The organism is Micrococcus sp. CH7, assembly GCF_001595485.1.
GTDB classification, from domain to species: domain Bacteria; phylum Actinomycetota; class Actinomycetes; order Actinomycetales; family Micrococcaceae; genus Micrococcus; species Micrococcus luteus.
In genome coordinates, this window is the sequence record NZ_LOSQ01000004.1 from 16,032 (window position 1) to 35,783 (window position 19,752).

Below are 19,752 nucleotides of genomic sequence, written 5' to 3' on the forward strand. Positions count from 1 at the left end.
CCCGGTGCCTTCCAGGCGCCCCGCGCGGCCGCGGGCGGGGCATAGAATGTCCCGCTGCGGCCTGGTCCGCGTCCGACCCTCGGTTTGCCGCTCACACCCCCGGAGGCCCCTGTGTCCCTTTCGTCCGCCGCGCCCACCCCGCCCTCCGTCCCCCTCGACCCCGCGGGCGCGCCGCATCGGCCGCAGCTGCCCGGCTCCGAGCGCACCCCGCCCGCCCGGACGCTCGTGGAGCTCTTCGACGCCACGGCGCGCGAGCACCCGGACGCGACCGCCCTGGACGACGGCGTCGAGCCGCTGACGTACGCGGAGCTGCGGGAGCGCGTCGACGAGACCGCCCGCCACCTGTGGGCCGCCGGCGTGCGGGCGGGAGACCGGGTCGGCGTGCGGATCGCCTCGGGCACGGCCGCGCTGTACGTCTCGATCCTCGGCGTGCTCGCCGCCGGCGCGGCCTACGTCCCCGTGGACGCGGACGATCCGGAGGAGCGCGCCCGCCTCGTGTTCGGCGAGGCGAAGGTGGCCGGCGTCCTCACCGACGAGCGGGTCTACGCCCCGCACCCCGAGCACACCGCGGACCCGGCCGCGGAGGCCCGCGCCCCCGGGCTCGAGGACGACGCGTGGATCATCTTCACCTCTGGCTCGACGGGCACCCCCAAGGGCGTGGCGGTGAGCCACCGCTCGGCCGCGGCCTTCGTGGACGCCGAGGCGCGGATCTTCCTGGCGGACGATCCGCTCGCCCCGGGCGACCGCGTGCTGGCGGGACTGTCCGTCGCGTTCGACGCCTCGTGCGAGGAGATGTGGCTCGCCTGGCGTCACGGTGCGTGCCTGGTCCCGCCCCCCCGCTCGCTCGTGCGCTCCGGCATGGACCTCGGCCCGTGGCTCGCCGAGCGGCGCATCACCGCCGTGTCCACCGTGCCGACCCTCGCCGCGATGTGGCCCACCGAGGCCATGGACAACGTCCGGCTGCTGATCTTCGGCGGCGAGGCCTGCCCGCCCGAGCTCGCCGCGCGCCTGGCGGAGGACGGCCGCGAGGTCTGGAACACCTACGGCCCCACGGAGGCCACCGTCGTCGCGTGCGCGGCCCCGCTCACGGGTCTCGGCCCGGTCCGCATCGGCCTGCCCCTGGACGGCTGGGACCTGGCCGTCGTCGACCCGCAGACCACGCTGCCCGTGGCCGAGGGCGAGACGGGCGAGCTGATCATCGGCGGCGTCGGCCTGGCCCGCTACCTCGACCCGGCCAAGGACGCCGAGAAGTACGCCCCCATGCCCTCCCTCGGCTGGGAGCGTGCCTACCGCTCCGGTGACCTCGTGGTCTTCGAGCCGGAGGGCCTGCTGTTCGTCGGCCGCGCCGACGACCAGGTGAAGCTCGGCGGCCGCCGCATCGAGCTCGGCGAGGTGGACGCGGCCCTCCAGGCCCTGCCCGGCGTCCACGGCGGCGCCGCGGCCGTGCAGACCACCCCGGCGGGCCACCAGATCCTCGTCGGCTACCTCGTCCCCGCGGACCCCGAGGCCGAGCTCGACCTGCACATGGCCCGCGAGCACCTCGCGGCGGAGCTGCCGGCCGCCCTCGTGCCCCGGCTGGCCGTCGTGGACTCCCTGCCCACGAAGACCTCCGGCAAGGTGGACCGCCACGCGCTGCCGTGGCCCCTGCCCGGCGCCGAGGTGGACGAGGACGCGCCCCAGCCGAACGAGGACACCGCCGACGGCTGGGTGCTGCGCCAGTGGGCGGACGTGCTCGGCGCGCCCCCCAAGGACGCCGACACCGACTTCTTCGAGGCCGGCGGCGGCTCGCTCGCCGCTGCCCAGCTCGTGGCCCGCCTGCGCCTGCGCCACCCGGCCGTGACCGTCCAGGACGTCTACCGCAACCCCACCGCCGGGGCCCTCGTGGCCGCCGTCGTGGGCGACGACGGCCCCCGCGGCATCGAGGTGCACGACCGGCACGTCGACCGCACCCGCCACCGCACCCAGTGGGTCCAGACCCTCGTGGGACTGCCCGTGTTCGTCCTGCCCGCCCTGCGCCTGGGCGTGTGGACCGGCCTGGCCCTGAACCTGCTGACGCTCTCCGGGCTCGCGCCCGGGCTGCCCACCGTGCCGTGGTGGGTGCTGATCGTGGCCGGTCTGCTGGTGGTGACCGTGCCCGGCCGCATGCTGCTCACCGCCGCGACGGCCCGGCTGCTGCTGCGCGGCGTGAGCCCCGGGTCCTACCCGCGCGGTGGCCGCGTCCACCTGCGCCTGTGGCTCGCCCAGCAGATCAGCGACCTCGTGGACCCCTACTCGCTGGCCGGCGCCACGTGGGTGCCCGCCTACGCGCGACTGCTGGGCAACCGGATCGGCAAGGACGTGGACATGCACACCGTGCCACCGGTCACCGGCATGCTCACGGTCGAGGAGGGCGCCGCGATCGAGCCTGAGGTGGACCTGTCCGGCTACTGGGTCGACGGCGACGTCGTCCGGCTCGGCGAGGTGCGCATCGGCGCGGACGCCGTCGTGGGCGCCCGCTCCACGCTCCTGCCGGGCGCCCAGGTCGGCGCCGGGGCGCACGTCGAGGCCGGGTCCACCGTCGCCGGGCGGGTGCGCGGCGGCCAGCGCCACGCCGGCTCCCCCGCCGTCAAGGTGGGCAAGGTGAAGTCCCGCGGCCCCGCCGAGGCGCCGCGGGAGACCCCGGGCTGGCGCCTGATGGCGACCGTCCTCTCGACCCTCATCTCCCTCCTTCCGCTCGTCTCCGCCGCCGCGGCGGCCGCGGTGGCCGCGTGGTCGCTGACCTGGTGGCCGCCGGCCCCGGAGGCGGGGCCGCTGGCCGCCGTCGGGACCACCGCGGCGCGCCTGCTGGCCGCAAGCCCCCTGGTGGCCGGCGTCTGGTTCCTGACCCAGATGCTGCTCGTGCTCGTCACCGTGCGCCTGCTCGCGCTCGGCATCACGGAGGGGCACCACCCCGTGCGCTCCCGGGTCGGCTGGCAGGTGTGGGCCACCGAGCGCGTCCTCGACGCCGCCCGCGACCAGCTGTTCCCGATCTACGCCTCCCGCTTCACGCCGACGTGGCTGCGCCTGCTGGGCGCCGAGGTGGGCCGCGGCGTCGAGGCCTCCACCGTGGTGCTCCTGCCCTGCATGACCCGCGTGGGCGACGGCGCGTTCCTCGCCGACGACACGATGGTCTCCTCCTACTCCCTCGACGGCGGGTGGATGCACGTGGCCCCCGCGAAGGTCGGCAAGCGCTCGTTCGTGGGCAACTCCGGCATGGTGCCCGGCGGCCGCACCCTGCGCCGCGACTCGCTCGTGGCGGTGCTGTCCACCACCCCGGCCAAGACCAAGGCGGGCACGTCCTGGATGGGCTCCCCGCCCGTGCGCCTGCGCCGCAACGAGGTCACCGCAGACGCCGCCCTCACCTACGACCCGCCGGCCCGACTCAAGGCCGCCCGCACCGCCTGGGAGCTGCTGCGCGCGATCCCGGTGTGGCTGCACGTGGCCCTGTCCCTCGCCGTCGGCGCGACGCTGGCCGCCCTCATCGCGGTCGGCACGTGGGCGCTGGCCTTCGTCCTGGGCGGCGTCGTCCTGCTCGCGGCCGGCGCGGTCGCGGCGAGCCTGACCGTGCTCGCCAAGCGGGTCTTCGTCGGCCGGATCCGCGCGGGCGAGCACCCGCTGTGGTCCTCGTTCATCTGGCGCAACGAGGTCGCGGACACCTTCACCGAGTTCCTCGCCGCCCCGTGGTTCAGCCGGGCCGCGGCCGGCACCCCCGCCCTGGTCTGGTTCCTGCGCGCGATGGGCGCCCGCATCGGCCACGGCGCCTGGGTCGAGTCCTACTGGCTGCCCGAGGCCGACCTCGTGGAGCTCGGCGACGGCGCCACCGTGAACCGCGGCTGCGTCGTCCAGACCCACCTGTTCCACGACCGCGTGATGTCCCTGGACGCCGTCGTCCTGGAGGACGGCGCCACCCTCGGCCCCCACTCCGTGGTGCTGCCCGCCGCCCGCCTGGGCCGCGGCACCACCGTCGGTGCCGGGTCCCTCGTGATGCGCGGCGAGGAGCTGCCCGCCGGCACGTGGTGGCTCGGCAACCCGGTCTCCCCGTGGCGTCGTCCCGACGGCGACCCCGCCGCCGCGGCCACCCCCTCCCGAGAGGAAGCATGAGCACCGATCCCTACGTCCCGGGCGTCGGCACCGACGCCGCCACCGTCGAGCACATCGCACTGGACCTCGACGTGCGCCTGGCCGCGAACCGGGTCTCCGGCACCGCCGTCCTGCGCGTGCGCCTGACGAAGCAGAGCCGCCGCATCGAGCTGGACCTGTACCGGCTGCGCGTGTCCCGGGTGGACGCCGTCGTCGACGGCCGCGCCGTCGCCTCCTCGTTCACCCAGCCGGGCCGCGCCCCGAGCCGCCTCGTCGTCGACCTGGACGAGAGCCGGCCGGAGGGCACGCTCGTGGAGCTGACCGTGGTCTACGCGGGCACGCCCACGCTGCGGCGCAGCCCGTGGGGCACGATCGGCTGGGAGGAGCTCACGGACGGCGTGCTCGTGGCCGGGCAGCCCCACGGCGCCTCCACGTGGCTGCCGTGCGTGGACTCCCCCACCTCCCGCTCGACGGCGGAGATCACCCTCACCTGCGACGCGGGCTACCTGCCCGTCGCCAACGGCGTGGGCGCGCCCGTGCGCACGCGCGGCTCGCGGGTCACGTGGCGGTGGCGGCTCGACCAGCCCGTGCCCGCCTACCTGCTCAGCGTGCAGATCGGCCGCTACCGGCTCGTGGACGCCGCCCCTCCCGCCGAGGGCCTGCCGCCGCTGCGCCTCGTGGTCTCCCCGCGGACCGAGCAGCGGGCCCTCCGGGCCCTTGCCCCCCAGCCGGCCATGATGGCCACGTTCATCGACGCCTACGGGCCATACCCATTCGAGGACTACACCGCGGTCGTGGCCGACGAGGAGCTCGAGATCCCGCTCGAGGCCGCGAGCATGTCGCTGTTCGGCACCAACCACCTGGACGGCTCGTGGGAGTCCGAGCGGCTGATCGCCCACGAGATGTCCCACCAGTGGTTCGGCAACGCCGTGACCCTGGGCCGCTGGTCCGACCTGTGGCTGCACGAGGGCTTCGCCTGCTGGTCCGAGTGGCTGTGGGCCGAGGCCTCGGGGCGGTCCAGCATCACCTCGATGGCGCGGCGGGCCTGGCAGAAGCTGGCCGCGCACCCGGTGGAGCAGGCGCTGGCCGAGCCCGGGCCGGAGGAGATGTTCGAGGACTGGGTGTACAAGCGCGGCGCGCTCACCGTGGAGGCGCTGCGGCACCTGCTGGGCACGGACCTCTTCGGCTCCATGCTGCGCGCCTGGGTGCGGGAGCACCGGTTCGGCACCGTCGACTCCCTGGGGCTGCGCACGCACGTGCACGCGTGGGCCCCGCACGCCGGGGTGAGCCGAGCGCAGGTGGACGAGCTCTTCGACGCGTGGACGCTGCGGCCCGAGCTGCCGCCGTTCCCGGGCTGAGGCGCCCGCGCGGTCGACTCAGCGGCCCCGCAGCGCCAGCGCCCCGAGGAGACCGCCCGGCAGCCGGTCGGTGAGGTCCACCAGCACGACGTCGGCCGGCACGGTCAGTGCGTCGACGGCGGCGGGGTCGCCCGTGAAGCCGGTGCCGGCGGCCTTCACGAGCGCCTCCTTCCGCGTCCACAGCCGGGCCCGCGCGGCGGGCCTCTCGGGGGCGGGAAGCTCCCGCACCCGGGCGCGCTCCGCCGTCGAGAAGCCCACCCCGCCCAGGCCGTCCTCGTCCGCGAAGGCCGCGGCGTCCGCCCGCTCGACGTCCACCCCGAGGCCGAGCCCGTCGGCGGGCCGTGCCGGCGCCCACCACGCCCCGATCCGAGCCCGGTCCTCAGTGCCGGGCATCCGGACGCGCGTGAACGGGACGAGGGCGACCCGGCCGGGGGGCAGGCCGGTCAGCGCGGGGACGCCGTGCGCGGCCGAGCCGCAGCGCGGGCAGGCGTGCCGGAGCCCGAGCGGCCCCACCGGCACGCCCCAGGCCGCCGTCAGGGCGGTGCGCACCTGACCGAGCAGCGCGGAGACGGCGTCGGCCGCCCCCGCCGAGGCGGGGACGGCCGAGGTCAGGCCCCACGGGCCGGTCGCGACGGACACGGTCAGCGCTGGACCGCCCCGTGCCGCTGCGCCGCGAGCGCGGTGGCCGCGGCGCGGGCCTCGGAGACCTCCTCCGCGGTGAGCGTGCGGTCAGGGGCGCGGAAGCGCAGGGAGAACGCGAGGGACTTCCGCCCCTCCGGCACGCCCGCGCCCCGGTAGACGTCGAACAGCTCGACGGCCTCGAGCAGCTCCCCGGCACCCTCGGCGAGGGTCGCGCGCACGTCCCCGGCCACGACGGCCTCGTCCACCACGAGCGCCACGTCCTGCGTGCTCACGGGGAACGTGGACAGCGGTGCGGCGACCACGATCTCGGGGGCCGCGGCGCACAGCGCGTCCAGGTCCAGCTCCCACACGCTCGTGCGGGCGGGCAGGTCCTCGGCCTCGAGCCACTGCGGGTGCAGCTCGCTGGCGACGCCCACCACCCGGTCCCCGTGCTCGGTCACGACGACGAGCTCGGCCACCCGGCCCGGGTGGAACGCGTGGTGCCGGCCCTGCCGGACGGTCAGCTCGACGCCGAGGACGTCGGCCACGTCGAGGGCCCCGGCGATCGCGTCCTGCCAGTCCACCGGGCGGGGGTCGTGGTCCGGCCCGGGCGCCGAGTCGTGCCCGGCGTACAGACCGGCCACGTGCCACGGCTGAGCGGGGATGCCGGCCTCGAGGTCGGCGAGGACCTCGGCGGAGGGGTGGACCGCGCGCGGGGGGATCGTCGCCGAGCCCAGCTGCGCGCCGGGCAGGAAGACCAGCCCCATCTCGTACAGCGCCAGATCGCGGAAGCCGCGTCCGAGGTTGCGGCGCGCGGTCTCGACGAGGCCCGGCAGCAGCGACAGGCGCAGGTACCGGTACTGGGAGGCGATCGGATTGGCCAGGGCCACCATCGCCAGGGCCTGGCCCTGCGCGTCCGAGTCCGCCCCGAAACGCCGGTTCTGCTCCTCGGAGACGAACGGGTAGGCCAGCACCTCGGTGAGTCCCGCGGCCGCGAGCGCGGCCGACACGCGGCGACGCTGGGCCTGGCGGCGGGTGAAGCCGCGGCCCGGCGGGGCCACGGGCACCACGGAGGGGATCGCGTCGTAGCCGCGCAGGCGCGCGACCTCCTCGGCGAGGTCCTCGGGGATGCGCAGGTCCGTGCGCCACGACGGGGCGGTCACGGTCAGCCGCGGGGCGGCGCCGTCGGCGGCCTCGGTCACGGCCACCTCGGCGCCCAGGGCGCGCAGCGTCTCCACGACCTCGTCGGTCGTGTACGCCACGCCCACCAGGGCGGAGGGGAAGTCGGCGGCCATCTCGACGACGGCCGGCTCCGGCCGCGTCCCGACGTCGGTGACGCCGGGCTCGGCGGTGCCGCCGGCGAGCTCGACGAGCAGCTGCACGGCCCGCTCGGCCGCCTCGTCGGCGACCTCCCAGTCGACGCCGCGCTCGTTGCGCTTCGACGCCTCCGAGGGCAGGCGGTGCCGGCGCCGCGTACGGGCGATCGACACCGGGTCGAAGTTCGCGGACTCGACCACGATCGTGGTGGTGGCGTCCGTGACCTCGGTGGCGGCCCCGCCCATGACGCCCGCCAGGCCGATGGGGCCGGAGTCGTCCGTGATGAGCAGGTCCTCGGGGTCGAGCTCGCGCTCCTTGCCGTCGAGGGTGGTCAGGGTCTCTCCGGCCCGCGCGCGACGCACCACGATCTCACCGGAGAGCGTGTCCGCGTCGTAGAAGTGCAGGGGCTGGCCCAGCTCCCACATGACGTAGTTGGAGATGTCCACCGGCAGGGAGATGGTGCGGATGCCGGCCAGGCGCAGGCGCGCGGCCAGCCACGGCGGGGTCGGGCGGGTCGCGTCCACGCCGGAGACCGTGCGGGCCACGAACCGGGTGGCCCCGGGCTCGCCGTGGATCGGCGCGTCGTCGTCGATGCGGACGGCCGGGCCGGCGTCGTCGGCCGCGGGCGGGTGGACGGCGGCGGCCGGGTCCGTGAAGGGCACGCCGGTGGCGTGCGCGTACTCGCGCGCGACGCCGCGCATCGAGAACGCGTAGCCGCGGTCGGGCGTCACGTTGATCTCGGCGGCCTCGCCGTGCAGGTCCAGGACGTCCCGGGCGTCGGTGCCCGGCTCGGGGTCGAGCCCGAGGTCGCCGAGCACGATGATCCCGTCCGTGCCGTCGTCGCCCATGCCCAGCTCCGTGCTGGAGGCGATCATGCCGGCCGAGACGTGGCCGTAGGTCTTGCGGGGGCTGATGCGGAAGTCGCCGGGCAGCACCGCGCCGGGCAGGGCCACGACGACCTTGTCCCCGACCTCGAAGTTGTGGGCGCCGCACACGATGCCCTGCACGCCGGAGGGCTCGATCCCCTCGCCGGTGAGCGGCTGTGCGGCGCCCTCGGGCACCACGCGCACGGAGCACCAGTTGATGGTCTTGCCGTTCTTCTGCGGCTCGGGCTCCTTGGAGAGCACCTGCCCGACGACGATCGGGCCCTGCAGCTCGGCAGCCGGACGGTGGACGTCCTCCTCCTCGAGGCCGACGCGGACGAGGTCGGCCATCACGTCCTCGGCACGGTGCTCCGCGGGCACGGGGACGAACTCCCGCAGCCAGTCCAGGGGGATGCGCATGGATCAGACCTCCATTCCGAAGTGCTGGGAGAAGCGCACGTCGCCCTCGATCATGTCGTGCATGTCCGGGACCTCGTTGCGGAACATGAGCGTGCGCTCCACGCCCATGCCGAACGCGAACCCGGAGTACTCCTCCGGGTCCAGGCCCGCGGCGCGCAGCACGTTCGGGTGCACCATGCCGCAGCCGCCCCACTCGATCCAGCGGGGCCCGCCCTTGGCGCCGGGGTGCCAGATGTCCAGCTCGGCGCTGGGCTCGGTGAACGGGAAGAAGTTCGGGCGCAGGCGGATGGCCGCCTCCGCCCCGAACATCTGGCGGGCGAAGTACTCGAGGGTGCCGCGCAGGTGGGCCATGGTCAGGCCCTTGTCCACGGCCAGGCCCTCGAACTGGTGGAACACCGGGGTGTGCGTGGCGTCCAGCTCGTCCGTGCGGAACGTGCGGCCCGGGCACAGCACGTAGGTGGGGGCTCCCCGCTCGAGCAGGGAGCGCATCTGCACCGGAGAGGTGTGGGTGCGCAGCAGCAGGTGGGCCTCGGCCGGGTCCACGAAGAAGGTGTCCTGCATCTCGCGGGCCGGATGATCCGGCGCGAAGTTGAGGGAGTCGAAGTTGAACCACTCGGACTCGAGCTCGGGGCCCTCCGCGATCTCCCAGCCCATGCCGACGAAGATCTCCGAGACGCGGTCCATCGTCAGCGAGAGCGGGTGACGGGCGCCGACGCGGCGGCGACGGACCGCGGTGGTCACGTCCACCGTCTCCTCGCGCAGGATCCGCGCGGCCTGCTCCGCCTCGAGCACCTCGGTGCGGGCGGCCAGGGCCTTGCCCAGGCGGCCGCGTGCGGCGCCCATGAGCTTGCCGGCCTCCGCCTTGCGCTCCTTGGGCAGAGCGCCGATCGCCTTGTTCGCGAGAGTCAGGGGGGCCCGGTCGCCGGTGTGGGCCAGGCGGGCGGCCTTGAGCTCATCGAGGTCGGCCGCGGCCTCGTACGCGGCGAGCGCGGCCTGCACGGCGGCCTCCACCGCCTCCGCGTCCACGGGGGAGATCTCCGCCACGGGCGCGGTGGGCTCCGCGCCGGTCTCGGGGCTGGGTGTCATCAGGGCAACGACCTTCGCATGGGGGACGGTGGGACGCCCGTCAGTCTAGTGTCCGCCCCGGACGCGCCCGGCCTAGGCTGAGGCGCATGACCGCCCCGGACTCCCTCGACGGCACCGACCCGCTGCTGCGGGGCGTGGGCCTGGACGCGCAGACCCGCTGCGCCCATTACGCCACGGCGCGGGACGTCGTCGCCCTGCGCTTCGCCTGCTGCCCCGCGTACTGGTCCTGCCACCGCTGCCACGCGGAGCTCGCCGACCACCCGGCCGTGCCGGTGCCGGCCGGCGACTTCGACCGGCCGCACGTGCTGTGCGGGGTGTGCCGCACCGAGCTGAGCGTGACTGCCTACCTCGCCCTCGAGGCCACCGCTGATCCTGCGTGCCCGGCCTGCGGGGCGCCGTTCAACCCGGGCTGCGCCGCCCATGCCCCGCTCTACTTCGACGTCCCCGCGTCCGGGTCCCCCGCCGGGGACGCCGATCCTGCGGCACAGCCATGACCGCGGCCCCCTCCCGGCCGTCGCCTCCGGCGCACGTGCGGGCGCGCGGGCTGTGGAACCTGCTGAACCTGGCGACGCCGCTGGGGCTGGTGGGCGCCGTCGTCGCCGGCTGCGCGCTGCGGCCCGGACCGCACGGGCTGATCGAGGCCCACGGCTGGACGCACCGGTTCCCGGGCGGGGCCGCGTTCACGGTCGGCGACGTCGTGTTCACCCGCCCCGGCCTGCGCATGACGCCCGCGCTGTGGCGGCACGAGGCCGGCCATGCGGACCAGTACGCCCTCCTGCTGGGTCTGCCCTTCCTGCCGGCGTACGCGCTGGCGGCGGCGTGGTCGATGTGGCGGACCGGGGATCCGGCCTCGCGCAACGTCTTCGAACGACGCGCGAGCCTGGCCCTGGGCGGCTACATCGAGCGGCCCGTGGTCCGCGGCCTGCGGCGCCGCCGCTGACGGGCACGGGCGATCGCGCCGACACGGACCCGGGGTCCGGGGAGGTCAGTGCAGGGTGCCGCCGGGGACGTCGAGGTCGGGGCCGCCGGCCAGCGCCGTCAGGGCGGCCTCGGCCACCGCGCGCGCCAGGTCGGCCGCGGGCAGGGCCGGGGTGTCCGGCGTCGGGCGGTGCTCGGTGTCCCACGGCACGTGGATGAAGCCGGCGGCCCGGGCGGTACCGGGGCCGTCGAGGAGCGAGTACATGACGTGGTTGCACACGAACGCGCCCGCGGACAGGGACGGCTCCGCGGCGACGCCGGCCTCCCGGATCGCGGCGACGGCACGCTTGGCGGGCAGGGTGGCGAACAGGGCCGCGGGACCGTCGGCGCGCACGGGCCGGTCCACGGGCTGCTCCCCCGCGTTGTCCGGGATCCGGGCGTCCTGCAGGTTCACGGCCACCCGTTCGACCCGGACCGTCGCCGTGCCGCCAGCCAGCCCGACGGCGATCGCCACCTCCGGCCGGACCCGGTCGAGGGCCGCGGTCAGGGCCGGCCCGGCCGCGCCGAACGCGCACGGCAGCTCGACCGCCTCGGCCGTCACACCCCGGTCCGCCAGGATGCCCACGGCGTCCCGCGCGGCGGCGATCGACGGGTTGTGGACATCGCCGCCGAAGGGCTCGAAGCCCGTGAGCAGGACGCGGGCGGCCGGGGCGGGTGCACGGGAGGTCATGGCGACCACGGTAGGCGCGTCTCGGCGCCCGCGCCACGCCCGGACTCGAACACGCTTGCGGGTCGATTCGAACATGTGTTCTACTTCTGGCCATGCGATGGGAAGCGCAGACCCTGCGGTCCGAGGGCGGAGCCCAGCGGGCGACGGCCGGCACACCGGCCGGCTCCGCCGCCCTGCTGCCGCTCTCGGACCTGCAGCGGAGTGTCACCACCCCGGAGTTCGCGGGCGTCACCTTCCATGAGGTGCTCGCCAAGACCGCACTGAACTCGGTGCCGTCCGCCTCGGCCATGCCGTTCCGCTGGACCGTGAACCCGTACCGCGGCTGCACCCACGCCTGCCGGTACTGCTACGCCCGCAGCACCCACACCTTCCTCGAGCTCGACGCCGGGGCCGACTTCGACCGGCAGATCGTCGTGAAGGTCAACGTCGCCGAGGTGCTGCGCGCCGAACTCGCCCGCCCCACGTGGGGCCGCGAGGCGGTGGCGTTGGGGACGAACACGGACCCGTATCAGCGGGCCGAGGGCCGCTACGCGCTGATGCCCGGGATCATCCGGGCCCTGGCCGATTCCGGCACCCCGTTCTCCGTGCTGACCAAGGGGACCCTGCTCGCGCGGGATGTGCCCCTGCTGCAGGCGGCCTCGCGCCAGGTGCCGGTGCAGGTCTCGCTGTCCCTGGCGATGCTCGACCCCGCCATCGCCGCCGCGGTCGAGCCGGGCACGCCGTCGCCGACCGCACGCCTGCGCCTGATCGAGCGGCTCGCCGCCGCGGGTGCGGACGTCACCGTCATGGCCATGCCCCTGCTGCCGTGGCTCACGGACGGGGACCGCGAGATCGACGCCCTCATGCGCGCGCTGGCGGACGCCGGAGCCGCGCGCGTCATGCCGGGCGCCCTGCACCTGCGGCCGGGCGCGAAGGAGTGGTACCTGGACTGGATCCGCCGCGAGCACCCGGATCTGCTGGCCGGCTACGAGCAGATGTACGCCCGGTCCGCCTACGCGCCCGAGTCGTACCGCCGCATGCTCACCCGGATGGCCGGGGAGGCCGCCGCACGGCACGGCCTGGCCCGCGGCGGCGCCCACGGCATCCGGCGCGAGGACGGTCCCCCGGCCCGGCGCCGGCCGGCGTCCCGGCCCTCCGCTCCGGCGGCGCAGCCCGCGCTGTTCTGACCGGTCCGCGGGGCGCGGCCGGCCGCGTGTCGACTCAGCGCCCCGCGGAGAACGCCGTGGCGGCGCCACGGAGCACCTCGGCCACGATCGGCCGGTCCGCCGGGATCCAGTCCAGGTGCCGCACGCCCGGCCCGGCGAGCGGCAGCCACGCCAGCAGGTCGTGGTCCTGGAGGGCTCGGGGCGTCGCCCCCTCCTCCGCCAGGACGCCCCAGAACACCCGCATCCGGGCGCCGTTGGCCAGCTCCCACCCGTCCGGCTCCGGCGCCGCCACCTCGGGGCCGAGCCGCACGGCGACCCCGAGCTCCTCCCGGCACTCCCGCAGCAGCGCCTCCTGGACGCCCTCCCCCGGCTCGACCTTGCCCCCGGGGAACTCCCAGAGCCCCCGCAGCGGGGCAGGCGCGCTGCGACGGGCCGCCAGCAGGCGGGTCGGCGCGGCCACATCGTCGAGCAGCGCGAGCCCCACGACCTGCCGCGGTCGCGCACCGTCCCGGGGCGACGTCGTCGGGCTGGCGGCGGGCGCGGGGCGCACAGGTGTGGCGGAGGTCATGAGCCCAGGCTAGCGAGGCCCCCGCCCCCGCAGACCGGAGTCCGTAGGCTGGGTCGGTGCCCATCCCCACTCCCGCCGCCGACGGCGCCCACGACCGTTCCCCCCGTGCTCCGCGTCCGACGCGCCCAGACCCGTCCGTTCCGCCGACCGTGCCGCCGGGCCCGGGCGCGTTGCTGGGCGGCCGCCGTGTGCGTCTGCTGCCGGCCATCCTCGCGCTGGCCCTGGGCAGCTTCGCGATCGGCACCACGGAGTTCGCGATGATGGGCCTGCTGCCGCAGGCGGTGGCCGACCTCGGCGTCGGTCTCGAGGCCGGCGGCGTGCTCATCTCCATGTACGCCCTGGGCGTCGTGATCGGCGCTCCCCTGCTGGCCGCGTCGTTCGCTCGCGTCGACCGGCGGGTCACGAGCATCGTGCTGATGCTGCTGTTCGTCGTGGGACACGTGGCCGCGTTCCTCGCCCCGGACATGGGGAGCATGATGGCGGCCCGGTTCGTGTCGGGCCTGCCCCACGGCGCCTACTTCTCCGCGGCCGCCCTGGCCGCGGCGGACCTCGCCGGGCCCGCCCGCCGCGGCCAGGCCGTGGCGTGGGTGATGGCCGGGCTGTCCGTGGCCAACGTGCTGGGCGTGCCGGGCGCGACGGCGCTCGGGCAGGCCGTCGGCTGGCGCTGGATGTTCGTCATCGTGGCGGTCTGCGCGGCCCTGTGCGTCGGGGCGACCGCGTGGCTCGTCCCGTCCGTGCCGGCCCCCGCGGGCGCCTCGGTCGGCCGCGAGCTGCGCGGTCTGGCCTCCGGCCGCCTGTGGGCGACGGTGGCCGTGGGCGTGATCGGCTTCGCCGGCATGTTCGCGCTCTACACCTACATCGCGCCGCTGCTCACGGAGGTCGCGGGCCTCGAGGAACGGTGGGTCCCCGCCGTGCTGGCCCTCTACGGCGTCGGCATGGTGATCGGCACGCTCGTCAGCGGCGCGCTCACGGACCGCGACCCGGTCGGCACCCTGCGCCTGAGCTTCGGGCTCAGCGCGGTCTCGCTGGCCGCCGTCGCACTGACGGCCCCGTGGGCGCCGGTGATGATCGTGTTCCTCTTCTGCGTGGCCGTCAGCGGCTCCGGGATCGCCCCGTCCCTGCAGGTGCTGCTCGTGGACTCCGCGCCCACCGCACCCCAGCTGGCCGGTTCGCTCAACCACTCCGCGCTGAACATGGCCAACGCGATGGGCGCGTGGGTCGGGGCGGCCGCGATCGGGGCCGGGGCGTCGCTGCGGACCCCGCCGCTGGTCGGTGCGGGCATCGCCCTGGCGGGCCTGGTGCTGGCGTTCCTCCTCGTGCGCCGCGACGTCGCGGCCTCACCCGGCGTCCGGGCTGACGACGGCGGCTCGCCCCGCTGAATCTCCCACACGAGGCCGGGGCGAACCTCGTCACGTCGGAGAATCTCGAAAAAGTCGGGGCGCCAGAGGTGGCCCCCCGTGAAAATCCCTTGCTACGTTCCTTCTCGTACGTCAGATTCGAAACCCGAAAGGAACCATCATCATGGGCATCATTGGCTGGATCGTTCTCGGCCTCATCGCCGGTGCCATCGCTCGCGCCATCCTCCCCGGACGTCAGGGCGGCGGCTGGCTCGGCGCCCTCCTCACCGGCATTGTCGGTGCTCTCCTCGGCGGCTGGATCGCCTCCCTGGTGTTCAACATCAACGTGAACGAGAAGTTCTTCAGTCTGGGCACCTGGATCTTCGCGATCATCGGTGGTGTCATCGTCGCGGCCGTGTGGCAGGCCATCACCCGCCGCACCGGCACCCGTGCCTGAGTGAGCTGAGCGGCCCGGTTCGACCCGGACACGCAGAAGGGGCGGGGATCCACGCGGATCCCCGCCCCTTCTGCGTGTCCGGACGGCTGGCGCCGCCTCGTGCGCCACGTCAGCCGGCGCGCCGCGCCCCCGCCATCGCGGACGAGTACAGGCACACCGTGGCGGCGGTCCCCACGTTCAGGGACTCCGCGGCCCCATACAGCGGCACCGCCACCCGGCGGTCCGCCAGTGCGAGCTCACCGTCGTCCAGGCCCTGAGCTTCGTTGCCGAACAGCCACGCGGTCGGCGCGGCAACCACGCCGGGGGCGAGGGCGTCGAGCCGGTCCGAGGCGTAGCCGTCGGCGGCCCACACCTGGAGGCCTGCGGCCCGGGCTGCGGCCGCCGCCGCCTCTGCGGGGACGGCGGTGGCCACGGGCAGGTGGAACAGCGACCCGGCGGTGGACCGGACCACCTTGGGGTTGAACGGGTCGACGGAGCCCGGGGTGAGGACCACCGCGTCCGCCCCGGCCGCGTCCGCGGCCCGGATGACCGTGCCGGCGTTCCCCGGGTCCTGCACGCGGCACAGCACGGCGGCCAGGCGCGCCTCCTCGAGGACCGCTTCGACGGCCTGCGGCTCCGGCATCCGCGCCACGGCGACGATGTCCTGCCCCGTCACGGCGTCGGCCATGGCGGTGAGCACCTCGTCGCTGGCCTCGCGCACCAGGACGCGCTCACCACCCGGCGTCGGGCGGTCCCGGACGCGCGCCACGAGCTCGGCCAGCGCGGGGTCCCGGTCCACGAGTCCGCCGGACACGTACACCTGGGTCAGCACCCGCCCGGCGCGCCACTGCCCCGCGGCGGCCGTCGGCCCCTCCCCCAGGTGGGCGCGCAAGGCCTCGCGGCAGGCCTGCGGCCCCTCGACGAGGAACGTGCCCGTCCGGCGTCGGGCGGAGCGGCCCGCGAGGGCTGCCACCGCGCGCACGCGCTCGGCGCGGGGATGGGTCATCGGCTCGGCGTGCGGGGTCATGGGGTCTTCCTGGTCGGGGCTCGGCTGCGGGTGCGCAGACGCCGACGGGGCGGGCCTCGGTGGAGGACCCGCCCCGTCGGCGGTGGTGCTCACGCCTGGGGCGTGGTGGTGGGGCTCTCAGGGCCCCGGAGCCGGCTCAGCGGGAGACGGCGGGGGCGTTCACGTCCGCGGGCAGCGCCTCGCGGGCGGTCTTCACCAGCACAGCGAAGGTCGCGGCGTCGGAGACGGCGATCTCGGCCAGCATGCGGCGGTCCACCTCGACGCCGGCCAGCTTGAGGCCCTGCATGAAGCGGTTGTAGGTCATGCCGTTGGCGCGGGCGGCCGCGTTGATGCGGGTGATCCACAGGCGACGGAAGTCACCCTTGCGCTTGTGGCGGTGCTGGTAGTTGTAGGTGAACGAGTGGAGCATCTGCTCCTTCGCCTTGCGGTACAGGCGAGACCGCTGGCCGCGGTAGCCGGAGGCGCGCTCCAGCATGGTCCGACGCTTCTTGTGGGCGTTCACTGCCCGCTTCACACGTGCCACGTGCGTACTCCAATCTGTGTGGTCCCCGGGGCGCGCACTGGCGCGTCACGGCCGAGGAGGAAGGGGTTCCGGCGAGGCCGGGGGGGTGTCAGATGCCGAGCATCCGCTTGATCTGCTTGATGCTGCCCTTGGAGACGAGCTGGTCGCCCTTGAGACGGCGGGTCAGGCGCGAGGACTTGTGCTCCAGGTAGTGGCGGCGGTTCGCCTGCTGGCGCATGATCTTGCCGGAGCCGGTCACGCGGAAGCGCTTCTTGGCACCGCTGTGGGTCTTCATCTTCGGCATGGCTGCCGTTCTCCTTCACTCATCGCTGCCGTGCGCGGCGCGCGCGGCAGTGCTGGTCACCCCGGTCCGTCCGGACCGGGCTGGTCTGTGGCGACCCCGGGGGGTCAGGCCCGAGGACCGGGCTTGGGGGCACCGCCGCGGGGGGCGGCGGGCTTGGGCGGGGCCGGCATCGGCTTGGCCGCCGGCTTCGGAGCCGACGACGGCGCGGCCGGCTTGGCGGCGGACCGCGGCTTCGGCGTGGCAGCCGGCGCAGCCGAGGACTGCGGCTTCGGCGTCGCGGCCGGCTTCGGGGCCGATGCGGGCGTGGCGCTGGAGGCCGGCTTCGCAGCCGGGGCGGCCGCGGCCGGGCGGGGAGCCGCCGGGGCCGGGGTCTTCGGCGCCTGCGTCGTCTCGGCCGGGGCCGCGGAGGCGTTCTCCTGCGTCCGGGCGGCCATGGCCTTCAGCTGCTCGGGGAACGCATCCCCGACCGAATTCCGCACCGGGGCGGAGTCGGACGCCGCCTTCTGCGCGGCGCGCTCCTTGGCCTCGCGGGCGGCCTGGTCGCGACGCGAACCGCCGCCCTGACGCTCGCGGTGGCTCTCGGCCGAGTTCTTGCGCTGGTCCGCCCGCGCATCGGCCTTGGTGCGCAGCGGGCCGACCACCATCACCATGTTGCGGCCGTCCTGGCGCGGCTGCGATTCGACGGTGCCCAGCTCGGCGACGTCCTCGGCGAACTGCTGCAGCAGCTTGATGCCGAGTTCGGGACGCTGCTGCTCACGGCCGCGGAACTGGATGATGGCCTTGACCTTGTCGCCCTGGCTCAGGAACTTCTTGGCGTGGCCGGTCTTGGTCTCGTAGTCGTGCTTGTCGATCTTCAGGCGGAAGCGGACCTCCTTGAGGACCGTGTTCACCTGGTTCTTGCGCGACTCACGGGCCTTCACCGCGGCCTCGTACTTGTACTTGCCGAAATCCATCAGCTTGCACACCGGAGGCTTGGCCGTGGGGGCCACCTCCACGAGATCCAGGTCCGCCTCGGCGGCGAGCCGGAGGGCGTCCTCGACGCGGACGATGCCGACCTGTTCGCCGTTCGGGCCGACCAGGCGGACTTCCGGAACGCGGATACGCTCGTTGATGCGGGGATCGCTGATGGTGGTACTCCTCTGTGTGAGACGACGGGTGACCCCGCGCCCACCGGAGGGGCCCTCGGAAACGAGGAAGGCCTCCCCTGCGCGGACGCAGACGGAGGCCTCGACACGATCCCGTCGGACGGGACCCTCGGTGCGGGCTGCGCGCCACGACGCGGCGGTCCCGACCGGCGACCCGGCAACTCGGCCCGGGGCGAACCGGACATCCTGCTGACGCGGGTGGGAGAGAGGCCTCCACTTTGCTGCTCCTGGCCCGTGCATGCCCGCCCCGGGGTCACCGGATGACGAGGTCTTGCGCGGACCACGAGTGGTCTATGGGAAGCTTACCACCATGACAGACGAACGTCAGGCCCAGGACGCCACCCCCATGGACGCCCCCGCCGAGATCCGCGACATCCACGAGGTCCCCGCCGTCGAGGTCATCACGACCACCGCCGTGCACCTGATGACCGCCGCCGCCGTCAAGTGCGGCCTGGCCGACTCCCCCGACGCCCGCGAGCTCATCGATCTCGACGAGGCCCGCAAGCTCATCACGGCCCTCGCCGGGCTGGTCACGGCCGCGGCCCCCGAGATCGGCAGCCAGCACGCCGGACCGCTGCGCGACGGGCTGCGCTCGCTGCAGCTGGCGTTCCGTGAGGCCTCCCCGTTCCCGGACGCCCCGGGCAAGGGCCCCGGCGAGAAGTTCACCGGCCCGGTGAGCTGACCACGGCCCCGATGACGACGACGGCGCGCCCCTGGCCGGGGGCGCGCCGTCGTCGTCGGGGCGGGGCTCAGGCGTCCGTCGAGGCCTCCGGGGCGGGGGTGAGATGCCGGGTGACCGGCGTCGTGAAGAGGGTGAGCAGCGCGACGCCGGAGACCGCGAGCAGCGGCCCACCCAGAGCGGCGGCGTCCACGCTGAAGAGCCACGAGGACAGGAGCACACCGAAGAGCTGGATCGCGACGGCGGCGCCGCGGCTCCACGCCCGACCGCGCAGCAGGGCGACGGCGGTCGCAAGGATCCACAGGGTGAGCAGCGCGTAGATGACGACCAGCATCACGCGGGCGCCGGCCGGGAGCACCCCGTCCGCCGCATGCACCACCGCGTCCACGGCGAGCCAGAGGAGCGCGCCCGCCTCGAGCACGAGCGCCGCGGCGACCACGAGGACGGCCACCGGCAGGCCCCGGCCGGGGCGGGGCGGGACCGTCGTCGCGTCGGCGCCCGACGACTCGGACGGGGCGACGGGGTCGGGGCGGCGGGACTGTGCCATGGGGCCTCTCCTGCGGGACGGCTGCGGGGACGGACGTGTCCCCCACCGTACGCCGGGCGGTGCGCGGGCCAGGTCCGCGGCGACGCGCCGCCCCGGGCACAGGTGTGACCAAGGACTCACTGGGAGGTGCGGTGATGCACCTCATTCACCTCTTGTTCACTCGTGAGGGCCGTGCGAGGATGGCACGCGAAAGATTCCCGGGGGCCGCGTTCGTACGAAAGCGGTCCCCGTTGCAATGACCAGGGTCGCCCTCCGTATCGGTCGTGCCGCGCGTCGTCCGCGCAGGCCCCCGCGCCCGCCGCCGGCGGAGGCCGTGACCACCGGCGCCCGCGGGCTCCGGCTCTTCCGACAGAAAGTGAGCGGACCGATGGATTGGCGCAGTAAAGCAGCGTGCCTGGACAAGGACCCGGAGCTGTTCTTCCCCGTGGGCAACACCGGCCCCGCCCTCCTGCAGATCGAGGAGGCCAAGGCGGTGTGCCGCTCGTGTGAGGTCGTGGACACGTGCCTGAAGTGGGCCATGGAGTCCGGCCAGGACTCGGGCGTCTGGGGCGGCATGAGCGAGGACGAGCGGCGCGCCATGAAGCGCCGTGCGGCACGCGCCCGCCGCGCCTCCTGACCCACCCGGACCACCGGCCCCGTCGACCTCGTCGA

The 19,752-nt window shown here is 75.2% G+C and carries 19 protein-coding genes; 9 read left to right on the forward strand and 10 right to left on the reverse strand.

What is annotated here, in order from left to right:
- The first annotated feature begins 111 nt into the window (after positions 1-111).
- Together AUV08_RS01425 and AUV08_RS01430 are read left to right on the forward strand one after the other, a co-directional pair.
- Positions 112-4,119, forward strand: coding sequence for a Pls/PosA family non-ribosomal peptide synthetase (locus AUV08_RS01425; protein WP_061873062.1), 4,008 nt, complete (start codon positions 112-114; stop codon positions 4,117-4,119).
- On the forward strand, positions 4,116-5,456 hold the full coding sequence (locus AUV08_RS01430; protein WP_036337490.1) for a M1 family metallopeptidase: 1,341 nt from the start codon (positions 4,116-4,118) through the stop codon (positions 5,454-5,456). The genes AUV08_RS01425 and AUV08_RS01430 overlap by 4 nt, the downstream gene beginning before the upstream one ends.
- 18 nt (positions 5,457-5,474) lie before the next feature.
- Here the strand turns inward: AUV08_RS01430 and AUV08_RS01435 are convergent, their stop codons facing one another.
- From AUV08_RS01435 to pheS, 3 genes are read right to left on the reverse strand one after another with little or no spacing between them, the layout of a single operon-like run.
- Positions 5,475-6,095 carry a 4'-phosphopantetheinyl transferase superfamily protein gene (locus AUV08_RS01435; RefSeq protein WP_061873063.1) on the reverse strand — a complete coding sequence of 207 codons (621 nt, stop codon included), beginning with the start codon at positions 6,093-6,095 and terminating at the stop codon, positions 5,475-5,477.
- A 2-nt stretch (positions 6,096-6,097) separates the two neighbouring features.
- A complete protein-coding gene (pheT, locus tag AUV08_RS01440) occupies positions 6,098-8,677 on the reverse strand; it encodes a phenylalanine--tRNA ligase subunit beta (RefSeq protein ID WP_061873064.1) in 2,580 nt (859 codons plus the stop codon).
- A 3-nt stretch (positions 8,678-8,680) separates the two neighbouring features.
- On the reverse strand, positions 8,681-9,763 hold the full coding sequence (gene pheS, locus AUV08_RS01445) for a phenylalanine--tRNA ligase subunit alpha (RefSeq protein WP_049147954.1): 1,083 nt from the start codon (positions 9,761-9,763) through the stop codon (positions 8,681-8,683).
- An 86-nt stretch (positions 9,764-9,849) separates the two neighbouring features.
- On the opposite strand from pheS, the gene AUV08_RS01450 reads away from it, so the two are divergent.
- Positions 9,850-10,257, forward strand: coding sequence for a CHY zinc finger protein (locus AUV08_RS01450; protein WP_061866991.1), 408 nt, complete (start codon positions 9,850-9,852; stop codon positions 10,255-10,257).
- The gene (locus AUV08_RS01455; RefSeq protein WP_049147952.1) at positions 10,254-10,703 is read left to right on the forward strand and encodes a hypothetical protein; all 450 of its coding nucleotides are present in this window, start codon (positions 10,254-10,256) and stop codon (positions 10,701-10,703) included. The genes AUV08_RS01450 and AUV08_RS01455 overlap by 4 nt, the downstream gene beginning before the upstream one ends.
- Positions 10,704-10,748: 45 nt before the next feature.
- On the opposite strand, the gene AUV08_RS01460 is transcribed toward AUV08_RS01455, so the two are convergent.
- Entirely contained in the window at positions 10,749-11,411 is a 663-nt protein-coding gene (locus AUV08_RS01460; RefSeq protein ID WP_060974027.1) for a hypothetical protein, read from the reverse strand.
- Between the two features lie 92 nt (positions 11,412-11,503).
- Here AUV08_RS01460 and AUV08_RS01465 point away from each other — a divergent pair, with 92 nt between their 5' ends.
- Positions 11,504-12,577, forward strand: a complete 1,074-nt coding sequence (locus tag AUV08_RS01465; RefSeq protein WP_020624690.1) for an Rv2578c family radical SAM protein — start codon at positions 11,504-11,506, stop codon at positions 12,575-12,577.
- A 34-nt stretch (positions 12,578-12,611) separates the two neighbouring features.
- Here the strand turns inward: AUV08_RS01465 and AUV08_RS01470 are convergent, their stop codons facing one another.
- On the reverse strand, positions 12,612-13,124 hold the full coding sequence (locus tag AUV08_RS01470; RefSeq protein WP_061866992.1) for a (deoxy)nucleoside triphosphate pyrophosphohydrolase: 513 nt from the start codon (positions 13,122-13,124) through the stop codon (positions 12,612-12,614).
- Between the two features lie 56 nt (positions 13,125-13,180).
- On the opposite strand from AUV08_RS01470, the gene AUV08_RS01475 reads away from it, so the two are divergent.
- Both AUV08_RS01475 and AUV08_RS01480 read left to right on the forward strand, forming a co-directional pair.
- Complete coding sequence (locus AUV08_RS01475; RefSeq protein ID WP_061866993.1) at positions 13,181-14,503, forward strand: MFS transporter; 1,323 nt, start codon at positions 13,181-13,183, stop codon at positions 14,501-14,503.
- A gap of 142 nt (positions 14,504-14,645) precedes the next feature.
- Positions 14,646-14,918 carry a GlsB/YeaQ/YmgE family stress response membrane protein gene (locus AUV08_RS01480; protein WP_061866994.1) on the forward strand — a complete coding sequence of 91 codons (273 nt, stop codon included), beginning with the start codon at positions 14,646-14,648 and terminating at the stop codon, positions 14,916-14,918.
- Positions 14,919-15,027: 109 nt separating this feature from the next.
- Here AUV08_RS01480 and AUV08_RS01485 read toward each other — a convergent pair whose 3' ends face one another.
- The 4 genes from AUV08_RS01485 to infC form a co-directional block, all read right to left on the reverse strand.
- Positions 15,028-15,924: an RNA methyltransferase gene (locus AUV08_RS01485; protein ID WP_049145970.1), complete on the reverse strand. Its 897-nt coding sequence runs from the start codon at positions 15,922-15,924 to the stop codon at positions 15,028-15,030.
- A 136-nt stretch (positions 15,925-16,060) separates the two neighbouring features.
- Positions 16,061-16,447 (reverse strand): 50S ribosomal protein L20, encoded by a 387-nt coding sequence (gene rplT / locus AUV08_RS01490; RefSeq protein ID WP_041105250.1) that lies wholly within the window; start codon positions 16,445-16,447, stop codon positions 16,061-16,063.
- A gap of 88 nt (positions 16,448-16,535) precedes the next feature.
- A complete protein-coding gene (gene rpmI / locus AUV08_RS01495) occupies positions 16,536-16,730 on the reverse strand; it encodes a 50S ribosomal protein L35 (protein WP_002853699.1) in 195 nt (64 codons plus the stop codon).
- A gap of 104 nt (positions 16,731-16,834) precedes the next feature.
- Entirely contained in the window at positions 16,835-17,857 is a 1,023-nt protein-coding gene (gene infC, locus AUV08_RS01500; RefSeq protein WP_225348917.1) for a translation initiation factor IF-3, read from the reverse strand.
- A gap of 328 nt (positions 17,858-18,185) precedes the next feature.
- Between infC and AUV08_RS01505 the strand changes: the two genes are divergently transcribed.
- Positions 18,186-18,557 (forward strand): DUF1844 domain-containing protein, encoded by a 372-nt coding sequence (locus AUV08_RS01505; protein ID WP_061866995.1) that lies wholly within the window; start codon positions 18,186-18,188, stop codon positions 18,555-18,557.
- A gap of 67 nt (positions 18,558-18,624) precedes the next feature.
- Here the strand turns inward: AUV08_RS01505 and AUV08_RS01510 are convergent, their stop codons facing one another.
- Positions 18,625-19,101 carry a hypothetical protein gene (locus AUV08_RS01510; RefSeq protein WP_041105247.1) on the reverse strand — a complete coding sequence of 159 codons (477 nt, stop codon included), beginning with the start codon at positions 19,099-19,101 and terminating at the stop codon, positions 18,625-18,627.
- Positions 19,102-19,468: 367 nt separating this feature from the next.
- On the opposite strand from AUV08_RS01510, the gene AUV08_RS01515 reads away from it, so the two are divergent.
- The gene (locus AUV08_RS01515) at positions 19,469-19,717 is read left to right on the forward strand and encodes a WhiB family transcriptional regulator (RefSeq protein WP_002854852.1); all 249 of its coding nucleotides are present in this window, start codon (positions 19,469-19,471) and stop codon (positions 19,715-19,717) included.
- Positions 19,718-19,752: the final 35 nt, after the last annotated feature.